General features: G+C 65.1%; 17 protein-coding genes. 6 read left to right on the top strand and 11 right to left on the bottom strand.

Annotated features, from left to right (window positions below):
• Positions 1-9: 9 nt before the first annotated feature.
• From ACX17K_RS00965 to ACX17K_RS00950, 4 genes are all read right to left on the bottom strand, one after another.
• Positions 10-1,212 (bottom strand): nitrate/nitrite transporter, encoded by a 1,203-nt coding sequence (locus ACX17K_RS00965; protein WP_493773300.1) that lies wholly within the window; start codon positions 1,210-1,212, stop codon positions 10-12.
• A gap of 288 nt (positions 1,213-1,500) precedes the next feature.
• Entirely contained in the window at positions 1,501-2,607 is a 1,107-nt protein-coding gene (locus ACX17K_RS00960; protein WP_493773299.1) for a CmpA/NrtA family ABC transporter substrate-binding protein, read from the bottom strand.
• 9 nt (positions 2,608-2,616) lie between these two features.
• A complete protein-coding gene (locus tag ACX17K_RS00955) occupies positions 2,617-3,207 on the bottom strand; it encodes an ANTAR domain-containing response regulator (protein ID WP_493773298.1) in 591 nt (196 codons plus the stop codon).
• A gap of 100 nt (positions 3,208-3,307) precedes the next feature.
• Complete coding sequence (locus ACX17K_RS00950; RefSeq protein ID WP_493773297.1) at positions 3,308-4,810, bottom strand: alanine/glycine:cation symporter family protein; 1,503 nt, start codon at positions 4,808-4,810, stop codon at positions 3,308-3,310.
• A 271-nt stretch (positions 4,811-5,081) separates the two neighbouring features.
• Here ACX17K_RS00950 and ACX17K_RS00945 point away from each other — a divergent pair, with 271 nt between their 5' ends.
• Positions 5,082-5,411, top strand: coding sequence for a hypothetical protein (locus tag ACX17K_RS00945; RefSeq protein ID WP_070978225.1), 330 nt, complete (start codon positions 5,082-5,084; stop codon positions 5,409-5,411).
• A gap of 83 nt (positions 5,412-5,494) precedes the next feature.
• Positions 5,495-5,764, top strand: coding sequence for a hypothetical protein (locus ACX17K_RS00940; protein WP_346560604.1), 270 nt, complete (start codon positions 5,495-5,497; stop codon positions 5,762-5,764).
• Here the strand turns inward: ACX17K_RS00940 and ACX17K_RS00935 are convergent.
• Positions 5,761-6,750, bottom strand: a complete 990-nt coding sequence (locus ACX17K_RS00935; RefSeq protein ID WP_493773296.1) for a CgnE/CgnB domain-containing protein — start codon at positions 6,748-6,750, stop codon at positions 5,761-5,763. The genes ACX17K_RS00940 and ACX17K_RS00935 overlap by 4 nt on opposite strands.
• A 175-nt stretch (positions 6,751-6,925) precedes the next feature.
• Positions 6,926-7,057, bottom strand: a complete 132-nt coding sequence (locus tag ACX17K_RS00930) for a hypothetical protein (protein WP_260799464.1) — start codon at positions 7,055-7,057, stop codon at positions 6,926-6,928.
• Between the two features lie 201 nt (positions 7,058-7,258).
• Here ACX17K_RS00930 and ACX17K_RS00925 point away from each other — a divergent pair, with 201 nt between their 5' ends.
• Entirely contained in the window at positions 7,259-7,765 is a 507-nt protein-coding gene (locus ACX17K_RS00925) for a GAF domain-containing protein (RefSeq protein ID WP_493773295.1), read from the top strand.
• A gap of 12 nt (positions 7,766-7,777) precedes the next feature.
• Here ACX17K_RS00925 and ACX17K_RS00920 read toward each other — a convergent pair whose 3' ends face one another.
• From ACX17K_RS00920 to ACX17K_RS00900, 5 genes are all read right to left on the bottom strand, one after another.
• Positions 7,778-8,962, bottom strand: coding sequence for a metallophosphoesterase family protein (locus ACX17K_RS00920; RefSeq protein WP_493773294.1), 1,185 nt, complete (start codon positions 8,960-8,962; stop codon positions 7,778-7,780).
• A gap of 34 nt (positions 8,963-8,996) precedes the next feature.
• Positions 8,997-10,883 carry a c-type cytochrome gene (locus ACX17K_RS00915; protein WP_493773293.1) on the bottom strand — a complete coding sequence of 629 codons (1,887 nt, stop codon included), beginning with the start codon at positions 10,881-10,883 and terminating at the stop codon, positions 8,997-8,999.
• Positions 10,884-10,958: 75 nt separating this feature from the next.
• Positions 10,959-14,417 (bottom strand): GMC family oxidoreductase N-terminal domain-containing protein, encoded by a 3,459-nt coding sequence (locus tag ACX17K_RS00910; protein WP_493773292.1) that lies wholly within the window; start codon positions 14,415-14,417, stop codon positions 10,959-10,961.
• A 272-nt stretch (positions 14,418-14,689) separates the two neighbouring features.
• Positions 14,690-16,255 carry an alkaline phosphatase D family protein gene (locus tag ACX17K_RS00905; protein ID WP_493773291.1) on the bottom strand — a complete coding sequence of 522 codons (1,566 nt, stop codon included), beginning with the start codon at positions 16,253-16,255 and terminating at the stop codon, positions 14,690-14,692.
• 138 nt (positions 16,256-16,393) lie between these two features.
• Positions 16,394-17,995, bottom strand: a complete 1,602-nt coding sequence (locus ACX17K_RS00900) for an NAD(P)/FAD-dependent oxidoreductase (protein WP_493773290.1) — start codon at positions 17,993-17,995, stop codon at positions 16,394-16,396.
• 366 nt (positions 17,996-18,361) lie between these two features.
• On the opposite strand from ACX17K_RS00900, the gene ACX17K_RS00895 reads away from it, so the two are divergent.
• The 3 genes from ACX17K_RS00895 (at position 18,362) to ACX17K_RS00885 (ending at position 20,520) form a co-directional block, all read left to right on the top strand.
• A complete protein-coding gene (locus ACX17K_RS00895; protein ID WP_021477840.1) occupies positions 18,362-18,682 on the top strand; it encodes a hypothetical protein in 321 nt (106 codons plus the stop codon).
• A 93-nt stretch (positions 18,683-18,775) separates the two neighbouring features.
• Positions 18,776-19,984: an EAL domain-containing response regulator gene (locus tag ACX17K_RS00890; RefSeq protein ID WP_493773289.1), complete on the top strand. Its 1,209-nt coding sequence runs from the start codon at positions 18,776-18,778 to the stop codon at positions 19,982-19,984.
• Between the two features lie 26 nt (positions 19,985-20,010).
• Positions 20,011-20,520, top strand: coding sequence for a putative pterin-binding protein (locus ACX17K_RS00885; protein WP_493773288.1), 510 nt, complete (start codon positions 20,011-20,013; stop codon positions 20,518-20,520).
• The last annotated feature ends 1 nt before the right edge of the window (position 20,521 follow it).

The raw sequence follows: 20,521 nt of genomic DNA, 5'->3' as shown, positions 1-20,521 counted from the left end.
TCCGTCTCCTCACACGCGGGCGGCGGCCGCCGCCCAGTTGCCGCGCCAGCGCCGCTGCACGCCGGCCAGGCTGAGCCAGGCCAGCAGGCACAGACCGGCGAACAGCCACAAGCCGGGCGCGTAGTCGCCGCTGGCCTGCTTGACCGCGCCCAGGCCCGCCGCCAGGGTGAAGCCGCCCACGCCGCCGGCCATGCCCACCAAGCCGGTCATCACGCCCAGCTCCCGGCCGAAGCGCTGCGGCACCAGCTGGAACACCGCGCCGTTACCCGCGCCCAGGCACAGCATGGCCAGCACGAACAGGGCCAGCGCCGCGCCCGCGCCGCCGGCGTTCAGCGCGGCCGCGGCCATCAGCAAGGCGCAGGCCAGATAAACCGCCAGCAGCGAACGGGTGCCGCCCAGCCTGTCGGCCAGCATGCCGCCCAAGGGCCGCATCACCGAGCCGGCAAACACGCAGGCGGCGGTATAGAGCCCGGCGGTTTTGGCGTCGAAGCCGAATTGATCGTGGAAATAACCGGGCAAAGCGCCGGCGAAACCGGAAAAGCCGCCGAAAGTCATCGAGTAGAAGAACATGAACCACCAGGCGTCCTTTTCCTTCAGCACGGCCAGGTAATCAGCCAACCGTTTCGGCGCCACGGCGGCGGGCGCCTCCCTGGCGCACAGGGCGAAAATCGCCAGCGTCAGCAACAGCGGCACACAGGCCAGGCCGAACACGTTCTGCCAGCCGTAAGCCATGGCCAGCGCCGGCGCGAACAAGGCCGCCAGCACCGTGCCGGAATTGCCCGCCCCGGCGATGCCCATCGCCGCGCCCTGATGCTGCGGCGGATACCAGCGCGAGGCCAGCGGCAGCGCGGCGGCGAACGAGGCCCCGGCCACGCCCAGCAGCGCGCCCAGCGCCAGCATCGCGCCGAAGCTGGACAGATCGGCGAGCCAGCCGCCGAACAGCGCGGCGATCACGATGATCTGGCCAAGCATCCCGGCGCGCTTGGCGCCGATGCGGTCCGCCAGCGCGCCCATCAGCGGCCGCAGCAAAGCGCCGGCCAGGATGGGCGTGGCCACCATCAGGCCGCGTTGCTGGGTGGAAAGCCCGAGCGCGGCGGCGATGGGCACCTGCAACGGCCCCAGCAGATACCAGGCCATGAAGCTCAAGTCAAAGTACAGAAAGGCGCAAGCCAGCGTAGGCCGGTGCCCGGACTGCCAGAAGCTACGGTTCATGATCGCTCCCGGCGCGCGGTCCGCCCTCTCCGCCCGGCCGGCTTGCGGCCAGGCCATCGGCAGGAACGGCGGATTCAGTCCGCGCGCAGATAGTCAAAACAAAACGGCGTCCTCTCCGTATCTGAACAGGAGAGGACGCCGTTGTCCCTAGTGGCAATCACCTACGCTGGCGTTTGCCCGAATGTGTCCGACGGCGCGCCGTTGCGCCGTCCGGGATCAAGAACGCAAATCGCGTGCCAGCCTGCAAGCCCCGGTTTTAGCTGGCGTGGCCATTTTTGCTGCACCGCATCAGTGCGTTTCCGCCAAATCCGCACCGGTTTTGGGCGGCGGCCACGCCTGCCCGTCCATCAACAGGGCGGGATGCCGACCGGATTCCGGCAAGGCGACGCCGCAGCGCTCCGCCGCCTGGCGGTACAGCGCCGTTCCGCAAATCGCCTGGGCGATGTCCCGATCGCCATCGCCCCGCCACAGCCCCCAGCGGCGGTATTGCCGCAAAAACCACAGCGTGTCGGCCGGATCGGGGAAGTTGACCCGCCCCTCGTCGAAGAAGCGTAGCGGCGCGGCCTGCAAGGGGTGCGCGCGCCAATGCCGCAGGATGGTTTCCGCCGGCACGCCCAGCCAGGCGTCCTCGGCCAGCCAGGCCGCCGCCTGCTCCTGGTTGTCCGGCTGGTCCAGCCAGTGGCAGGCCAGCAGCAGGGTTTCGATCAGCGCCGAGGCCAGCTGCAGCTGCCGATCAGCCAGCTCGCGGCGGCAGATCAGCGCCTTTTCCGGATGTTCCGGCCAGATGGCCGCGCTATCGGCGACCAGGCAAGCGCTGCCCTGCGCTTCGGTCACCGCGTGCCAGGGCTGGCCCGCGCAATAGCCGTCCAGCGCGCCCGTCCGCATCGCCGCGCCCATCTGTGGCGGCGGAATGACCACGCAGCGCGCGTCGCGCAAGGGATGCACGTCCTGGGCCGCCAGCCAGTAATACAGCCACATCGCGTGGGTGCCGGCGGGAAAGGTGTGCGCCAGGCGCAAGGGGCGGCCCAAGCGGCGGGCGATGTCGGCCAGGCTGGCGCCGTCGCGCCGCTGCGCCGCCAGGCCCGGACTCAAGCTGATGCCCTGGCCATTGCGATTCAGCGTCATCAACACCGTCATATCGCATTGCGGCCCGCCCAGGCCCAGCTGCATGCCGCAAGCCAGGCCGTGCAGCGCATGGGCGGCGTCCAGCTGCCCGGCCAGCAGGCGGTCGCGCAATGCCGCCCAGGATGGCTGCCGCAGCGGCTGCAGCGCCAGGCCGTTCATGCGGTCCAGCCCCAGCCGGCAGGCGACCGCCAGCGGCGCGCAATCGGTCAGCGGCAGGAAGCCGACGCGGACCCGCGCCAAGCTGTTGTCTTCAGGATAATCTGCATGCATCGCGGCCTCTCAATCCAGCAGCTCGCTGGCGTGGATCAGTTGAAGAGCCAGGTCGGCCAGGCGCAAGCCCGACCTCATCGCCTGGCTGCGCAGCAGCGCGTACGCCTCTTCTTCGCCAAGCCGCCGCCTGCGCATCAGGATGCCCTTGGCCCGTTCGATCAGCTTGCGCTCCGCCAGTTGCTGCTCCATGTCGGCCAGCTTGCGCTTCAGCGCGGCATCCTCCTCGAACTTGACCCTGGCCATGTCTACGATGGGCGCCAGCCGCTCCGCGGAGACGTGGTCGACGATGTAGGCGGTGACCCCGGCGCGCACCGCGGCCTGGATGGCGGGCACCCCGCCGTGTTCGGCGAACATCACCACCGGGCGCGGCGCGGAGCGCTCCATCAGCGCGAGCTGCTCCAGCGTGTCGCGCGTCGGCGATTCGGTATCGACGATGATGACGTCCGGCCGCTCCGACTCCGCCAGCCGCAGCAGCTCGGCCGCGCCGTCGGCCTGGGCGATGACCAGGTAGCCGGCGTCGGCGAAGGCGTCGCGCAGCTGCCGCATCGGCCGGTCGGTATCGTTGACCAGCAACAGCCTCAAGGGAGCGGACGGGTCCATGGTCTCATTCGCGCAATGGGTCTGCGGGAGATAAAAGCAAACCCCATGCCCGAATGCCATGACGACGCAAAAACGCCCGCGTGAGCGGGCGTTGCGTGAATCAGCCGGCTTTGGCCGGTTCCGGCTTGCCTCCCGGCGGCGGGCCGCCCGACTCCTCGTCCAGATTGCTCTCGGCGCGGCGGCCTGCCCAGTAGGCGGCGTTGACGATGCCCAGCTTTTCCGGATGGAACACCGGGTCCACGCCTTGCGCCTTCTGCGCCTCGTAATCGCGCAGGCAGGCCAGCGCCGGCTTCTGCATCAGGATGATGGCGATGATGTTCAGCCAGGCCATCAGGCCGACGCCGATATCGCCCAGACCCCAAGCCAGATCGGCGGTCTTCACCGTGCCGTAGACGGTGGCCGCCATCAGCCCCACCTTCAGCGCGAACACCAGCCACGGCCGCCGCGCCTTGCGGTTGATGAAGGCGATGTTGGTCTCGGCGATGTAGTAGTAGGCGATGATGGTGGTGAAGGCGAAGAAGAACAGCGCCAGCGCGACGAACACCGAGCCGAAGCCCGGCATGATGCTTTCCATCGCGGTCTGCACATAGCCCGGACCGGCAGCCACGCCGGCAATGCCGGTGTACAGCGCCGCGCCGTCCGGCCCCTGGACATTGTACTGGCCGGTGATCAGCAGCATGAAGGCGGTGGCGGAACAGACGAACAGGGTGTCGATGTAGACCGAGAACGCCTGCACCAGGCCCTGCTTGGCCGGATGGCTGACCGCCGCGGCGCTGGACGCGTGCGGACCGGTGCCCTGGCCGGCCTCGTTGGAATAGATGCCGCGCTTCACGCCCCACTGGATGGCGAAGCCCAGCACCGCGCCCATGCCCGCCTCAAAACCGAAGGCGCTCTTGAAGATCAGCGCCACCACGCCCGGCAATTGCTCGATGTTGAGCGCGATCACCACGCAGGCGACGATGATGTAGCCCAGCGCCATGAAAGGCACCACCGCTCCGGCGAACACTGCGATGCGCTTGACGCCGCCGAAGATGATGAAGCCCAGCATGATGGCCAGCACGGCGGCTGTCACCGTGGGCGCGATGCCGAAGGCCGACTGCATCGAGTTGGCGATGGAATTGGCCTGGATGCCGGGCAGCAGCACGCCGGTGGCCACCACCGTGGTCAGCGCGAACAGCCAGGCATACCACTTCATGCCCAGCCCCTTCTCGATGTAGAAAGCCGGACCGCCGCGGTACTGGCCGTCTATCTTCTCCTTGTACACCTGGCCCAGCGTGGACTCGACGAAGGCGGAGCTGGCGCCGAGAAAGGCCACCAGCCACATCCAGAACATCGCGCCCGGACCGCCGAAAGTGATGGCGGTGGCCACCCCGGCGATATTGCCGGTGCCCACCCGCCCCGCCAGCGTCATCGCCAGCGCCTGGAACGACGACACCCCTGCGCTGCTGCTCTGGCGGTTGAACATCAGGCGCAGCATTTCCTTGAAATGCCGCAGTTGCAGAAAACGGGTGCGCAGCGAAAAATACAGGCCCACGCCCAGGCACAGGTAAATCAGTGCCGGACTCCAGACCACGCCGTTGATGGCGTTGACCAACTCCTCCATGGGTTCTCCTTTGTAAGCGAAGGTATGCAATCGGCGTGTTTTTATATTCCTGCTGCCGATTGTCCGACCGGAACCCGCAAGATAATGGTCAAAGCCTGAATGTTTCCAGATGGTTTACTGTAAAAATAAAGTAAATACCCTAAATAAATATCGCCGCGCCAACGCGGGCAATCTGCCGACAAAGCCCGCGCCTCATCGGGTCCAGGCCGGAGCGGCATGCCCGCGCATGGTATAGTGTGCCCCCGGTTCTCCCAGTAGAAAGCTTCAAGCCATGCCCACCCTCTTCCGTCTGTCCGCCGCCTGCCTGCTGCTGGCCGCGCTCAGCGGCTGCCAGCCGCCGCAACGCATTCAGGCCAGCTACCACTGCGACGATCAGATTCGGTTCAGCTTCGACCGACGCACCCAGACGGTGGAAGTGTTCCGCGGCGGCGAGAGCTTCAAGGGATATATGGACGAGAAAGGCCTGCTGACCTGGCCCAAGCCGCTGGCCGGCAAATCGCTGCCGGACAGCTTCTTCATTTCCCGCAAGACGCCGGACCAGATGAAGCTGTACGGCGGCTTCGCCGGCACCGGCAAGGCGTGCCGGCTGGACCCGGGCTGAGCAAGCGGTCTCACGTCCGTCCTCCGCCAGCGTCCATGGAGCGAGCCGACGCATTCCGCGCCGGCCCCGCTCCGGAGACCGCCATGTCGCTCGCGCTGAACAACTGTCCGCTTACCAACAACACCGCCGTCACGATCCGCGTCGTGCCCGACGCGCCCGGAAACGCTTTCGATGTGCCGGCAGGCCAGACCGTCAACTCGGGCGTGATCGTCTTCGACACCATACAAGTCCCCGGCGACGTGCTGGACACCGACGCGGACCAGGCCGCGAACCAGCTGAATTGTTATTTCGTGCTGGCGGATGGAGAGTACCGGTTGAACATCCCCGACGACTTCACCGCGGTGTTCAGCTAAATCGAGAAACCGCCGTCGAAGAAGACCTTGTCGCCGAAACGCAGCCGGCCGCCGGAAAAGATCAAGTCCAGGTGATGGCTGCCCAGCTCGCCGCCGCCCAGGCCCAGATGCAGTCCTGGGTGGCGCTCCTCGAAGCCGGCGTTCAAACCATACAGTCCCTTCACGCCGCAATTGGTGCCGATGCCGAACTCCGCCACCGCGGCGTTGCCGGCGTTGGCGCTCAGATACTTGTCGAAATCCGCCGAGAAGCGCGCGTCGCCGCAACTGAAGTCCGCCACCCGGCTATCGCGGATGCGCAGCGTGGCGAAATCGCGGACCACGCCGTATTTGACGGCGAACGGTATCGTGCTGAGGAAGGCGCCGCTGAAGCGCACCTCGCCCTGCAGATCAGCGATGGAAGTGGCGATCTCTCCCGGGACGAGATCGACATTGCCGTCGCCGTCTATCGAGGTCCAGGCTTGATCGGGCTGGATCGAGCCGCGGAGCCATCCGCCCCCCTCCTGCTCGAACGCCACGTATCCGGCTTGCTCCGCCAGCGCGATCAGGCTGCGGTTGCGCTCCGCCATCCGGGCCCGAGGCTCGGAGAATGCCTCGTAGAAATACGGCCCGTAGTCCTTGAACAGGATGGATTTCTTCCAATGGAACTGCATTGCTTGCTTGATCGGCAACAGGAAGGCCGGGCCGCGCGGATCGACAGACGGCAACGTGGACGAGCGGTACAGGAAAATGAAGACATCGCATTGTTCGATCTCGGCCGCCAACGCGTCCGCGCTTTCGTTCTCCAGCTCCGCCAAACGGATGTCCGCGGCGATGGCCTCGCCTGCGCCCTCGGCGATGCTCGCGGCAACCTCGCCGTGAAATGCGTCGAATCCCAGCAACAGGCGGATGGCCTCTCCCGAGGCCGCCTTGTCCCTGGCCGCCGGATGCAAGGCCAGACAGGCATACATATTGCGGACGCTACGCGCCTGCTCATCGGTGATGCGCATTCAGCTTTCTCCCAGGAACCGCCAATCAATTCGGGCCAAGGCGCGCTGGCGCCAGCAATGCCGCTCTCGCGGCAAGGAAAGGAAGCGCGGCGCCAGATCGGGAGTTTTGTTGGCGGCTCTAAAAAACGGGGCCGCCAGGGCCCCGTTGTCAGACATGGATTCGGCTAATGCCCTATCAGACCGGCCACAGCGCGGTGCCGAACGGCACCACGGCTTTGTCCTGCATCATCTCCACCGCTTCGGCGAAGGTTTCTTCCTGGAACCAGGCATCCAGCTCGATATCCGCGGTTTGGATTTGATCGTTCATCTGCATCTCCTTTGTTGTTGGAAAACTCGCGATGCTAGAGCAAATGCCCTAACAAAATTACAGACGCATGAAATCCATGTAAGTTCTAATCCCACTTAGTATTAATTATGCTATTAACATTAATAATGGCGCCGTAAATGGCATTAACAGTCTGATGTCACCGCCTATAATGAAAATCATTCTTCATCCCAGGAGGCCGCCATGCAATCTCCCGGCATTCCCGCCAATGAGGCCGAACGCGTCCGGGTGCTGCAAGAGTTGCTGATTCTGGATAGCGATCCTGAAGAACGCTACGACGCGATCACCGCCTACTGCCGCTCCCGCTTCGCGGTCAAGATCGCGCTGATCAGCCTGGTGGACGCCAACCGCCAATGGTTCAAATCGAACTGCGGGCTGGACGCCAGCGAAACTTCCCGCGATATCAGCTTCTGCGGCCACACCATTCTCGGCGACGACATTCTGGAGATTCCGGACGCGCTGGACGACGCCCGCTTCCTGGACAACCCGCTGGTGCAGGGCTATCCCCACATACGCTTCTACGCCGGCGCGCCGCTGCAGCTGTCTTCCGGACACGCCATCGGCACGCTGTGCCTGATCGACTCCAAACCCAAGCATCTGGCCGGAGAGGAAAAAAGACATCTGAAAACGCTGGCCCATGCGGTGGTGCTGGAGATAGAGGGCAGCCGCGCCGTCAGCGAGCCCGGCTGACCCGCTCTCCGGCTAGCGCTCGGGCCACCTCTGGTAGCCGTTTTCGTCGTAGAAGGTTTCCGTCAGCGCCTCTCCATTCAGCTCCAGCTTCACGAAGCCGTTCAACACCCGCTCCGGGTACTTGCTGTCGTCGGCTGAACGCGCCTCCGCCCACGCCACCTGCGGTTTGCCGTCCAGCGCCTTGGCCGGCCCATACGGAATCGCGCCGTGGCCGACGCAGCGGGCCAGCAGCTTGCCCTGAGGCTGGTAACAGATGACATTGTGCAAGTGCCCCCAATACCAGTAATCCGGATCGCGGCCCAGCGCGGCTGCCACCTCCTGGTACAGCGGCGTCTTGGTCGAGCCATCCATGGCATAACCCTGATGGTGGGACAGCAGCATGATCTTCTTGTCCCATCCGGCGGCAAGCTGCTTCAGCCATGCCGCCTGCTGATCGCCCAGCGCGCCGTCCATGTACAGATTCATCTTGTCCGAGTGGTAGGCGCTGTCCAGGCCGATGATCAGCCAGTTCTGGTTGTGCAGGCTGAAATAGCTGGTGCCCTGCTGCATCGGAAATTTATTCGACAGCTCGCCGAAGTAACCAAGCGCGCCGTTGTACATTTCATGATTGGAATTGAGGGTGAACTGCCCCTTGGCGCCGGCGGGCCAGCCGGCAAGATCGTTGCTTTCGTCTGAGCCGACGCCGGCGTAATAGACATCGCCCAAATGAATGGTGTAATCGGCGCCCTGCTTGCTCATCGCGGCAGCCACCTTGGCCGCGATGTAATCGCCGGTTCCCCAGTCGCCCGCGATGGCGAAACTGGTCTGGTCCGCTATCTCGACACGGCCCGGCTGCCCGCCCCATGGCGCAAAGTCCCACAGGTGCCCGATCCACTGCACCAGCGCCTCGCCCCACAACGGGTCCAGCAGCTCCCACTTGCGGCAGCCCAGCAGGGTGCCGTCGTCCATCACCCGGGTGGGCAGCTCGTCCTCGGTGGTCGGCAATGGCTTGCCGTCCAGCACATCGTCCAGGATGGACAAGCCTCGCGCCAGCTCCCACGGAATGCCGTTGGCGGAGGTGCTGCCGGAGTCGATCACGTCCCGCACCTGCTGGTGCACCTGCTGCAGCCGGTCCATGATCTGCTTCTTCTGCTCAAGCGTCTGCCTGGCATCCGCCAGATCGTTCTCGATTCGGCTTTTCCAATCGCTGAAATCCATTTCGCACCTCCGCTCTGTGGACGGCTGCCGCCGCCTACAGGTTTTTCATGTACTCGATCAGATCCCACTTTTCGCTGTCGGACAGATTGGTTCCATACTCGTGGCCGGTGTTATGGTTGCCCGGCAGGCGGGTGTCGAACTTGAAATAACCGCCGCCTTTGACCTCCGGCCCGGCGCTGATGAAGCCGACGTTGCGAGTGTCGAACACGCTGGAGCCGCGGTAGAACGTCTTGGGCCGCTTGTCAGGCTTCTGCAGTAGATCCCACAGCGTCGGCACCGAGCCGTTGTGCAGATACGGCGCGCGCAGCCAGATGCCGTCGGTCGGCGTGTTGCTGTAGCTCTGCGTCTTGCGGTAGGCGCCGAAATCGAACGGCGGCTTCTTGAATTCGTGGAACTTGTCCACCAGGCCGACGGTGAAGGAGTTGACGCGGTAAGGGTCGGTGCCCAGCTCGTCCAGCCCCACGGTCACCTGGCCGGTATCGGCCTTGCCGAAATCGTGGCAGCTGGCGCAATTCTTCTCCCACAGCGCTTGGCCGCGATGCGCGCGCACCTGGTCCAGGCCGCCGAACGGCCACTTGGGCGGCTGATGCGTCAGCAGCCAGTCGGTCACGCGCTTGAACTCGGCCGGCAGCACCGACTGCGGGGTCGCGCCCACCGCCATCGCCGCGGCGTAGTTGCGCTCCTTGATGTCGTTGTTGTTGCCGTCCCAGTGCAGGTACAGCGACTCGCGCGGCTTCTGGTTCCAGATCTGCGGCAGATCGACGGTGCCGATGGTGGAGTCGTCGGGAAAACCGAACACCACCATCTTGGTGGGGTTGAAGGTGTCGGTGCGCCCCGGCCCCTGCTGCGGCCGCAGCTTCTGCCACGCGTACTGCTGCTTCTGCTTCAGGAAGGCTTGGCGCGTGGCCGGCACGATCAAAAAGCGGTAGAACAGCTTTTCTATCGGCCCCAGCTCGTAATGCTGCTCGATGGCGTCGATCACCTTGGCGTTGAAGTCCGGATCGCCGGCGCAGTCGTACAGGAACCACTGGAACGACTCCAGATCCAGCAGCGCCGCCGGCGCGGTGGGTACCGGCACCGGCACGTCGTCGGCGCTCTTGCGGTACATGCCGGTATGGCACAGCGCGCAATTGGGCTCTACCGACGGATAGCCGATCTGGCGCTTGGCCAGGCCGATCGGCAGGTCATGCCCGCCCTCGTAGATGAAGCCGAACGCCTGCCAGCCAGTGCCAAGCTTGGGCATGCGCTGCGCGCACACCTGCGGCAGCACCGAGAACACGTACAAGGGGATGCGCGCGTCCGGCCCCAGGCCTATCGCCGCGTACTTGAAGTGGTCCACGTCGGACACCAGCGGCGGCTGCGGCACTTCGCGCAGCAGATTGGCCCAGGCCTCATAGCCGATGAAGGCCAACACCAGCACGACAACGATGGCGATCTTGCGGCGGACGCCGGAAAAGCACTGGGCCAGGCAGCGCCACAAGCCGCACAGTCCGGCCCGGATCAATGGCCAGGGCCGCTGCTCCGCCGGCAGGCCGACATACAGCAGCGCGCCCAGGATCGCGAACATCGCGGCGTCGGAGTACAGCAAGGGCTTGAAGGCGTCCGGATAGCCGGAGGTGTCTATCAGATAGATCCAGAACACCACCGCGATCAGTCGGGACAGCACGCACAGCCAGGAATACACCGGATAGCGCGCGGCGTTGACGCCGGCCGGCGCGTAAAACAGGCTGACGCCCACCAGCAGCATGCCGGCGTTCTGCAGCCACGGGTACACAGCCTGGCTGGGCAGGCCGAAGCTGCTGTTCAGGAAATCCGGCCAAAATAGCGCCGGAATGGCGAACACCATATTGATGGCGATGCCGATCCAGATGAAGCGCTGGAACCAGCGCAAGCCACATTCCGCGCAACGAGTCTTGTCCATGGGGAGGTCCTTGTGAAGACGGCGTCGAATGGCCAGGCGCGGCCGGGACCGGACAGCGGCCCCGGCGCTTTCGCCTCAGCCGCCTGCGGTCTTGTCCAGATGGGCGACGATGGCCGGGTAGACATCGGCCGCCGCGTTCTTGCCGAACATGCAGTCGATGTGGCCGTAGCCCGGCACCACCAGCCGGTTGTAACGCTCCGGCCCGAAACGCTGCACCAGCTTGTCGTACGTGCGCTCGGTGCTTTCCGGCAGGTAGCACTCGTTCTGCTCGCCGCTGATGAACAGGATGGGCAGCTGCAGCCGGTCGAAGTGCGGCATGTAGATGTCATCGCCGTCGAAGGACACCAGCCGCCCCTCGCGGCACATCCGCGCCAGATGCTCCATGGTGCGCATGTTCGCCACCCCGAACAGCTCGTGCAGATTGTCGTGCAGGGTCTCGTTCAGGGTTTCGTGACGGTACAGCGGCGCGTACATGAAGGTGATGCGATGGCAGACCGGGTTGTTGCAATAGCCCTGCGCCTCCGCCAGCGCATAGCCCTTCAGCGCGGTGTCGTACAGTTTCTCGAACCAATTGGAGTCGGACGCGGTGTAGGCGGTCAGCGATTGCACGCCCAGCTTGTCCAGCACCGTCGGCAGATGCAGACCGGTCTTCACCTGGGTGGCGGCCGGCACCACGATGTCGGCGGCGATCTGCGAGCACACCACCGACCTCACCCCCTCCAGCCCGGCCAGCATGGACATGAAGAAGGTGGTGGCGCCGTAGCAGTGCACCACGCACTGCACGTCGGCCGCGCCGGTGGCTGCCCGTATCGTCCGGATCGCAGCCGGGTAGTCGTAACGCGCCACCTGGTCGCCGTCCCACTGCTGCGGGCTGGCCGGCAGCAGGATGCTGACGCGGAAGTCCAGCAGCCACACGTCGTAGCCGTGCTGGTACAGGTACTCCAGCAGATTGGTGGAGATGGTGTCGGTGGAGAAGATGTTCGACCCTACGCCCAGGCCGTGCACCAGCATCACTGGCCCCTTGCCGCCGCCGTTGTAGCGCGTGAGCCGCAGATTGACGCCGTCGTCGGTCGGGAAGAACGCCACCTCGGGCGCGCCGACATTGAGCGGGCGCTTCTTGCGCGGCGGCGCGTCCGGATTGAAGTAGACATTCGGCGCCAGCACCCCGCCGTAGCTCTCCCACAGCACGCCGGCGAAATACTCGCCGAAGCGGGCCAGCTGCTTCAGCCGTTCCGCCTCGCTGGAGACGTTGAGCACCTTCATCGTGGTCATCTGCCGCGCGAAGTCGGCCGGCTCGATGTGCAGCACCCCGCTGCCGACCACCTCGCCGCCATCGTCCACGCCCTGATACACCGTCACGTACAAGGTGCTGGTATCGGCCCAGATCTTGAGCGGGCCGTGATCGCTGGGCACCGATTTGAACGCGCTGAAGAAGTACTCGGATCCATCCTCGGCGCTCAAGCGCATCTTGTAATTCATGTGCCGCTCGCCCACCTGCTGCGGATACTCCTCGAACAGGTTGAACACGCCGTGGCTGACCGTCAGCGGCAGCGGCGACAGGGCCGGCGCGTTCAGCGTGCCGACGATGGTGGCCGGATGGCTGGGGTCGGAAATCAACCGATCCAGATCGTCGGACGCCACCGTGACGGTGAAGCCCATGGTCGAAGCGGCATCCCGGCCGGCCTGGGCCGCCGCCTCGTACGCGGCCAGATCGGTTCCCGCCGGCTGGCGGTGGGCGGTGGAGAAGAAGCCCTTCATGGTCTCGGTGAATTCGATGCCGGGCTTGTCCGACTGCGGCTGCGGCGCGCGGCGCGGCGCCGACGGCAGCGTGTAGTCGATCTTCCAGCCGCGGTCGGCGGCCAGCAGCGCCATCGCCCGCTCGCTGACCGCCGAGATGGTGAACAGCGGGTTCACCGCCAGCGAGGTGGGAATCACCGAGCCGTCGGTCACATACAAGCCGGGATAGACATCGCGCCCGCTCGTTCCGCTAAACGCCTGGCCCTTGTGGTTGACCACGCCCTGGCCGGCGTCCTCCCCCATCACGCAGCCGCCCAGCGGGTGCACGGTGATCAGGCTGTGCTTGAACAGATCGGTCCAGATCGGATTGCGCACATAGATGCCGCCCAGAGCCCGGGTGGCCTCCTGCAGCCTGTCGTTGCCGATCTTGAAGTTGGGTTGCTCCCCGACGCCAGGCCAATCCAGCCGCAGCTGGTCGTGATCGTCCAAGACCATCCGGCCGGCGCCGTCGTCATGGCTCATGATCAGATAGGTCTGCAACCGGTTCATCGCGCCGTGGTAAGGCCCGCGCAGCGCGCTTTCCACCTCCCTGGCCGCGTATTTGATCTTGGCCAGCGCGCCGGTCTCCGAAGGCTGGCCCAGCTCGGCCGACGCTGCGGCCATCGCCGGCACCATCACCCCGCCGATGGCGCCGGGAATGGAGCCTTCTTCTATCACCATGCGCCGCCGCCAGCCGCTCTCGTCTCGCATGTCGATGATGGAGGTGATACAGGGGCCGACCGGGCCGACCTCCTTGGCAGAGTGCGTGCCGAAGCCGATGCCGTTGATCTTGTCGCCGTTGTTGTAGCCGAAGCCGAGGATGTCGCCGTTGCCGCTCATGTGCTGGCCCAGCTGGTCGGACAGCGGCAGGCCCTCGGCGCGGGAGCGCAGCAGGATTTCGGTGGAGCCCAGCGTGCCGGCGGACAGGATGACGATGTCCGCCTTGACGAACAGCGTCGGCGCGTCGAATTTCTCGCGCCCGGTGCCGACGTACTGGAAATGGACGATCCAGCCGTCGCCGTCCCGCTCAAGGTAGCGCACCGATGCCTGGCAGAAAATCTCCGCGCCGTGATTGCAGGCGTCCGGCAGATAGTTCATCAGCGTGGTGTTCTTGGCGTGGTTGTTGCAGCCGGACACGCAGTCGCCGCAATAATTACAGGGCTTCTGCTCGACGCCGACGTGGTTGAGATCGTTCGGCAGCTTTTCGAAAGTCACGTTGATCGGCGGCCGGTAGAACGCGTGCTTGGCCTGGATGCGTTCGCCGGACTTCTGGTTGGCCTGCAGCTTGGGCAGCGCGGGCGCGGCTTCCGGGTAGGGCGTGGGCTTCAGCATCTGCTGCGCCCGCGCGTATCCCTCTTTCAACAGCGTGTCCACATGATCGCGCACGCCTTCCGGCCAGCGCGGGTCCTCGAACACCTGCGGCTCCGGCTGCAGCGAGACGTTGGCGTTGATCAGCGAAGTGCCGCCCAGGCCGCAGCCGACGATCACGTTCTGCTGCGCGTTGACGTGCAAATCGTAAAGGCCGGTGCGGGAGCCGAGGTGGCCATCCGGGTGGTGGACCTGAAACTCCTCGGTCGCTTCCGCCAGCGTGTCGGGGTACTCGCCGGGAATGATCTCCCTCCCCCGCTCCAGCAGGCAGACGGAGCGGCCCGCCCGCGCCATCCGCGACGCGGCGATGCCGCCGCCGTAGCCGGAGCCGATCACCACAACCTCGTAACGTTCCTTGATTTCACTGATGGGGGACGCGATTCGCACCATTGACTTTCTCCCGGACAGGATCGAACAGTCAGGCCACGAATACCATTGCAGAAGGCGCGGCGCATGGCGTCATGCGCGGGCGCGAAGGCCGGCCGGCGCGCAGCCGGCGGCGTTGTCATTGTAAAAGCATGATTTTATCTAGATCAGAACAATGCCCATGTCAATAACACTGTTAAGCTTCTGTTGCCAAAACCATATCGTGACCGAATGACCGCCGGCGCGAAGCCGCGCGGCGGCAACGGCTCCGAGGTCCAAGCGCAAGCTTGCCGCGATCAGGCGGGCGGCAACTCCTGCGTGAACAGCGTCTGTCCGGCCACATCCTTCAGCCTCACCGTCATCGCCCGGCTGCGGGCATCGATGTCCACCTGGCCGAAGAACTGCATCCCGGCCAGCGGCGAGGTGTTCTGCGCGGGCGGGGCTTTCTGGTATACGACCTTGGGGCCGAAAGTCATGTCCAGCGCGTTCGGCCCGAAGGTGCCGGCGTTGAGCGGGCCGGACACGAATTCCCAGAACGGATTGAAGCCGGCGAACGCCGCCCGCTCCGGATGATAGTGATGGGCGGCGGTGTAATGGACGTCGGCGGTGAACCAGACCACGTTGCGGATGTCCTGCCGCTTGATCTCCCGCAACAGCCAGGCCAGCTCCAGTTCGCGCCCGCGCGGCTGGCCGTGGTCGCCGTTGGCCATCGCCTCCCAGCGCGGGCTGCCGTCGGCGTTCTTGCCGTCTCCCACCTGCAGCGCCAGCGGCATGTCCGCCATCACCGCCTTCCAGACCGCGCGCGACGACTTCAGCCCCTCCAGCAGCCATCGCAGTTGTTCCCGCCCCATGAAGCCGCCGCCCGGCTCGCCCTCGGCCTGCAAATTGGCGCCGTTGGCGTCGCGGTAGCTGCGCATGTCCAGCACGAACACGTCCAGCAGCGGCCCCTGCGGCAGGCGGCGGTACACCCGCTCGCTTTCGCGATCGCCGTAATGGCGCAGCGGCGCGTACTCCATGAAGGCGCGCGTCGCGCGGGCCTGCAGCACGCCTATGCTCTTTTCGCGGTAGCGGGCGTCGTCGGCCAGGTTCTTGCTGTCCGACCAGTTGTTGACCACCTCGTGGTCGTCCCATTGCCAGATCTGCGGCACTTCGGCGGCGAAGCGCCGCACATTGTCGTCCAGCAGGTTATAGCGATAACGGCCGCGGTATTCGTCCAGCGTCTCCGCCACCTTGCTCACCTCGGGCGTCACCAGGTTGCGCCATATTTTCCCTTCTTCCACCGTCATTTCGGCGGCCATCGGGCCGTCGGCGTAGATGGTGTCGCCGCAGTGGACGAAAAAGTCCGGCTGCTGCCGGCGCATGGTTTCATAGATGCGCATGCCGCCCCAATCCGGATTGATGCCGAAGCCCTGCCCGGCGGTGTCGCCGGACCAGACGAAGCGCAAGTCGCGCGGCTGCCGCGATACCGTGCGGAAACGGCCCAGCAGCGGCTCGGACAGCGCGCGCGGCGAAGCGGCGTCCTCGTAGCGCACGCGGACGAACAGTTGCTCGCCGGCCGGCAAGCCGCTCAGATCGATGCGGGTGGTGAAATCGGTGGCCTCGGTGGCCCACGGCCCGCGCAGCTTGCGAGGATCCGCGAAGCGCTCGCTGACATCCCACTCCACCAGCATGCGCGCCGTGCGGTCGGCGCGCGCCCAGACAATCGCCCGGTCCGCGCCCACATCGCCGATCTGGATGCCTGAAGTCGCCTGCGGACGCAGCCGCTCCGGCACGATCAGAGCCGGCGCGGCTTGCGCGGCGGCGCCCAGCAGCCAGCCGCCGCTGCCGGCCAGCGTGGTTTTGAGGAAATTCCGTCTATCCATATTGTTCTCCCGAGCGAAACCGGCATCCTGCCAAGGCCGGATGCCAGCCGTTTGACGCCTGGATGAACATTATGTGGATGGACAAACAAAAAGCCGCCGCGGCTGACGAGCCGCGGCGGCCTGCTGGCGTGCAATCCCTTACTGGCCGGACATGGCCTTGGCCACCGCCTCCGCCACCTTGATGCCGTCCACGCCCGCCGACAAAATGCCGCCGGCGTAACCCGCGCCCTCGCCGGCCGGGAACAGGCCCTTGATGTTCAGGCTCTGGCCATCGTCGCCGCGGGTGATGCGCAACGGCGAACTGGTGCGGGTTTCCAGGCCGGTCAGCACCGCGTCGTGCAGATCGTAGCCGCGGATCTGGCGGGCGAAGTGCGGAATCGCCTCGCGCATCGCTTCCACGCAGAAGTCGGGCAGGATTCGCGCGAGATCGGTCATGGTCACGCCCGGCTTGTACGACGGCTCCACCTCGCCCAGCTGGGTGGATGCCTTGCCGGCCATGAAGTCGCCCAGCAACTGCGCCGGCGCGAAGTAATCGCCGCCGCCCAATTCATATGCCTTGCTTTCCAGCTCGCGCTGGAAGTCCAGGCCGGCCAACGGGCCGCCCGGGTAATCGACCTCGGGCGAAATGCTGACTACGAAGCCGGAGTTGGCATTGCGCTCGTTGCGCGAATACTGGCTCATGCCGTTGGTGACCACGCGCTTCTCTTCCGAAGTGGCCGCCACCACGGTGCCGCCCGGGCACATGCAGAAGCTGTACACCGCGCGGCCGTTGCCGGCGTGGTGCACCAGCTTGTAGTCCGCCGCGCCCAATAGCGGGTGGCCGGCGTACTTGCCCCAGCGCGCCGCGTCGATCAGCGATTGCGGGTGTTCGATGCGGACGCCTACCGAAAACGGTTTGGCTTCCATGTAGACGCCGCGCTTCTCCAGCATCTGGAAGGTGTCGCGCGCGCTGTGGCCGAGCGCCAGCACCACGTGGTCGCTGAGCACTTCGCTGCCATCCGCCAGCTTCACGCCGCGCACGCGGTCGCCGTCCAGAATCAGGTCGTCCACGCGCTGTTCGAAACGGATTTCGCCGCCCAGCTCGATGATTTCGGCGCGCATGTTCTCCACCATGGAGACCAGGCGGAAAGTGCCGATGTGCGGGCGGGCCAGGTAAAGGATTTCCTCCGGCGCGCCGGCCTTGACGAACTCGGTCAGCACCTTGCGGCCCAAATGGCGCGGGTCCTTGATCTGGCTGTACAGCTTGCCATCGGAGAAGGTGCCGGCGCCGCCCTCGCCGTACTGCACGTTGGACTCGGTATTCAGCTCGCTCTTGCGCCACAGACCCCAGGTGTCCTTGGTGCGCTGGCGCACTTCCTTGCCGCGCTCCAGCACGATGGGCTTGAAGCCCATCTGCGCCAGGATCAGCGCGGCGAAAATGCCGCAGGGGCCGAAGCCCACCACCACCGGGCGCTGCTTCAACTGGGCCGGCGCCTGGGCGACATAGTAATAATTGGTGTCCGGAGTGGGCATCACCCGGCGGTCGCCCTGGAAGCGGGCGAACAGCTTGTCCTCATTGGCCACATCCACGTCGATGATGTAGACCAGGCTCATCACGCCCTTCCGGGCGTCGTAACTGCGTTTGAACACGGTGAAGCCGCGAACGTCGTCCGCCGGCGCTTTCAGAAAGCCGGCGACGGCGTCGGCCAGCTCCTCCGGCGTGTGGTCCAGCGGCAGCTTGAGTTCGGAGATGCGCAACATAAAAATCCAGTAATAGGTTGGTGTCTATTCAACGAGGCGCCATTGTAGCGGCAAACCGCGCGCCCGACACGACAATGGTCAAGCCGCTGATTGCAATCCCCTCGCTCGTTGGCTATAGCGTACTGTGGCATTCGCCACCGGCATGGCCTCGCCGGCCACGTCTGCCGTCCTCCACCATCAGGCTGACGGAACCTTCTGCCGCGCCGTTCCAGACAGCGCGAGCAGGGCTTTAAAGTTGCAAGTTATCGGGACTGCTCCTGTTTTCGACTCTTCCGCCGCGACGACAACAAGGCGATATCGCCATGCGCGCGGCTTTTGCCAGGAAGATCGAGACGAGCGGGAAGCGTTGCACCAAGGAGAACCCTCATGAATCTGGACATACTCACCCAGCCGGCTGTGCGGCTGGCGATAGAGGCATTGCAACACGGCGACCACGCCAACTGGATGGCGCAGTTCAACACCGATGCGACACTGACGGATGATGGACTGCCAGCCAATTTCCACAAATTCAGCGAACACGCGATGGGGCACGAGCACTTCACCAGCATAGACCGGGTGGAAAACCAGGGTCTGGACGTGTACGGCGGCTTTCACAGCGACCGTTGGGGCAATTTCAACACCTATTTCAAATTCCATCTGGACGCGAACGGCAAGATCCGCCAGCTGGACATCGGCCAGGATAGTTGACTCCCCGCCGGGCGGCCTCTTACCCGCCCGGAAACCCATCACTATAATTGCAGCATCCACACCGTATGGCGGTCTGGCGCCATGGGAGAGGCGATGCACCAGATACTGGTCATAGACGACGATGCCGTATCGCAGCAATTTCTCGTGATGGTGTTGCAACGCCTCGGCTACGAAAACGTGGTGGTGGCCAGCGACGGCCTGGACGCGCTGATCCAGCTGGACGCTGGCGATCGGCGCTTCGACGTGATCTTCTGCGACCTCGACATGCCGCGCATGGACGGCATCGAGTTCGTCCGCCATCTGGGCGAGCGCGCCTTCCAGGGCATGCTGCTGATTTCCAGCAGCTTCGATGAAAGAGTGATGGAGTCGGTGGCGGAGCTGGCCCGCATGTACGATCTATGGCTGGCCGGCGTGCTGCCCAAGCCCATCAACCACCAGACGCTGCAGCGCCTGATCAATCAGCCTCCCCCCGCCAGCCGCCACGTTCCAGGCGTCGTGTCCCCGCCCACGGAAGACGAGCTGCGCGCCGCCATCGGCAAGGGCGAGCTCCGTCCTTTTCTGCAACCCCAGGTCGCGATGGAAGGCGGCCAGATACGCTCGGCCGAAGTTCTGGCTCGATGGCAGCACCCCCGGCTCGGATTGATAGGCCCCCAGCAGTTCATCCAGCTGGCGGAAAACTCCAGCCTGATCACCGAGCTGACCCTGCAGATGCTCCGGCAGGCTGCCGTCATCATGGACAGGCTGCCCAGCGAAACGCCGCTGGCGATGTCGCTGAACCTGTCGGTGGAGTCGCTGAACGAAATCGCGCTGGTTTCCCGCTTCGAACGCATACTCCACGATTGCGGCTTCCCCTTCAGCCGCCTGATCGTGGAGGTGACGGAAACCGGCCTGATGGCCAATCCGACGCGCGCGCTGGAATTGCTCACCCGCCTGCGGCTGAAAGGCGCGCGGCTGTCCATAGACGATTTCGGCACCGGCTTCGCCAGCATGGACCGCCTGTCGCGCATTCCCTTCACCGAACTGAAGATAGACAAGGGCTTCGTCATCGACGCCGCGCGCAATCCGACCAATTTCTCCATCGTCCGCGCCAGCGCCGAACTCGGGCGTCAACTGGGCCTGGACGTGGTGGCGGAAGGCGTGGCGACGGAATCGGAATGGCAGCTTTGCCGGCAATTAGGCATAGAAATCGCCCAAGGCTCCTTCATTTCCCCTCCAGTGGACGCGGAAAGCTTTCGCCGCTGGCTGCTGAAACACCGCGGCGTTTTCCTTCACGCCGCGCCCAACCTTTCCGATACCGCTTGAAGCCGGAATACATTAGGAGCCTAGCCATGCCCGCCCTCGGTCGCGCCATCCTGATCCTGCTGTTCCTGGCCATCCCGCCGTGCCATGCCGAAAGCCCGCCGCTGCCCAGCCCCACAGGCAAGGTGGTGCTGACCATCAGCGGCCAAATCAGCAACAAGAATCACGACAACGACGCGGTGTTCGACATGGATATGCTCGCGGCGCTGCCGCAGCACACCATCGCCACCCGCACCCCATGGCTGCCGGGCGTCAGCCGCTTCACCGGCCCCTATCTGCAGGACGTGCTCAACCTGGTCGGCGCGAAAGGCCGCATGCTGAAAGCCATCGCGCTGAACGATTACAAGACCGACATCCCGCTGGACGACATCGCGCGCTACCAGGTGGTGCTGGCCCGCTTGCTCAACGGCAAGCCGATGCCGGTGCGGGACAAGGGGCCGCTGTTCATCGTCTACCCCTACGACAACCAACCCGCGCTGCGTTCGGAAATCTACTACGGCCGCTCCGCCTGGCAATTGAAGTCGCTGCAGGTGGAATGAG

It is taken from the genome of Chromobacterium sp. INPA-IVC (genome assembly GCF_059047085.1).
Note: the sequence above shows the minus strand (reverse complement) of the source record. Positions and strands in the feature narration are given on the sequence as shown.

Bases quoted from the DNA above. Each gene is read 5' to 3' on its own strand.
- ACX17K_RS00925 (WP_493773295.1), top strand. From the start codon at position 7,259: ATGCAATCTCCCGGCATTCCCGCCAATGAGGCCGAACGCGTCCGGGTG.
- ACX17K_RS00915 (WP_493773293.1), bottom strand. From the start codon at position 10,883: ATGGACAAGACTCGTTGCGCGGAATGTGGCTTGCGCTGGTTCCAGCGC.
- ACX17K_RS00965 (WP_493773300.1), bottom strand. From the start codon at position 1,212: ATGAACCGTAGCTTCTGGCAGTCCGGGCACCGGCCTACGCTGGCTTGC.
- ACX17K_RS00945 (WP_070978225.1), top strand. From the start codon at position 5,082: ATGCCCACCCTCTTCCGTCTGTCCGCCGCCTGCCTGCTGCTGGCCGCG.
- ACX17K_RS00885 (WP_493773288.1), top strand. From the start codon at position 20,011: ATGCCCGCCCTCGGTCGCGCCATCCTGATCCTGCTGTTCCTGGCCATC.
- ACX17K_RS00920 (WP_493773294.1), bottom strand. From the start codon at position 8,962: ATGGATTTCAGCGATTGGAAAAGCCGAATCGAGAACGATCTGGCGGAT.
- ACX17K_RS00910 (WP_493773292.1), bottom strand. From the start codon at position 14,417: ATGGTGCGAATCGCGTCCCCCATCAGTGAAATCAAGGAACGTTACGAG.
- ACX17K_RS00935 (WP_493773296.1), bottom strand. From the start codon at position 6,750: ATGCGCATCACCGATGAGCAGGCGCGTAGCGTCCGCAATATGTATGCC.
- ACX17K_RS00900 (WP_493773290.1), bottom strand. From the start codon at position 17,995: ATGTTGCGCATCTCCGAACTCAAGCTGCCGCTGGACCACACGCCGGAG.
- ACX17K_RS00950 (WP_493773297.1), bottom strand. From the start codon at position 4,810: ATGGAGGAGTTGGTCAACGCCATCAACGGCGTGGTCTGGAGTCCGGCA.
- ACX17K_RS00895 (WP_021477840.1), top strand. From the start codon at position 18,362: ATGAATCTGGACATACTCACCCAGCCGGCTGTGCGGCTGGCGATAGAG.
- ACX17K_RS00890 (WP_493773289.1), top strand. From the start codon at position 18,776: ATGCACCAGATACTGGTCATAGACGACGATGCCGTATCGCAGCAATTT.
- ACX17K_RS00905 (WP_493773291.1), bottom strand. From the start codon at position 16,255: ATGGATAGACGGAATTTCCTCAAAACCACGCTGGCCGGCAGCGGCGGC.
- ACX17K_RS00955 (WP_493773298.1), bottom strand. From the start codon at position 3,207: ATGGACCCGTCCGCTCCCTTGAGGCTGTTGCTGGTCAACGATACCGAC.
- ACX17K_RS00930 (WP_260799464.1), bottom strand. From the start codon at position 7,057: ATGAACGATCAAATCCAAACCGCGGATATCGAGCTGGATGCCTGGTTC.
- ACX17K_RS00940 (WP_346560604.1), top strand. From the start codon at position 5,495: ATGTCGCTCGCGCTGAACAACTGTCCGCTTACCAACAACACCGCCGTC.
- ACX17K_RS00960 (WP_493773299.1), bottom strand. From the start codon at position 2,607: ATGCATGCAGATTATCCTGAAGACAACAGCTTGGCGCGGGTCCGCGTC.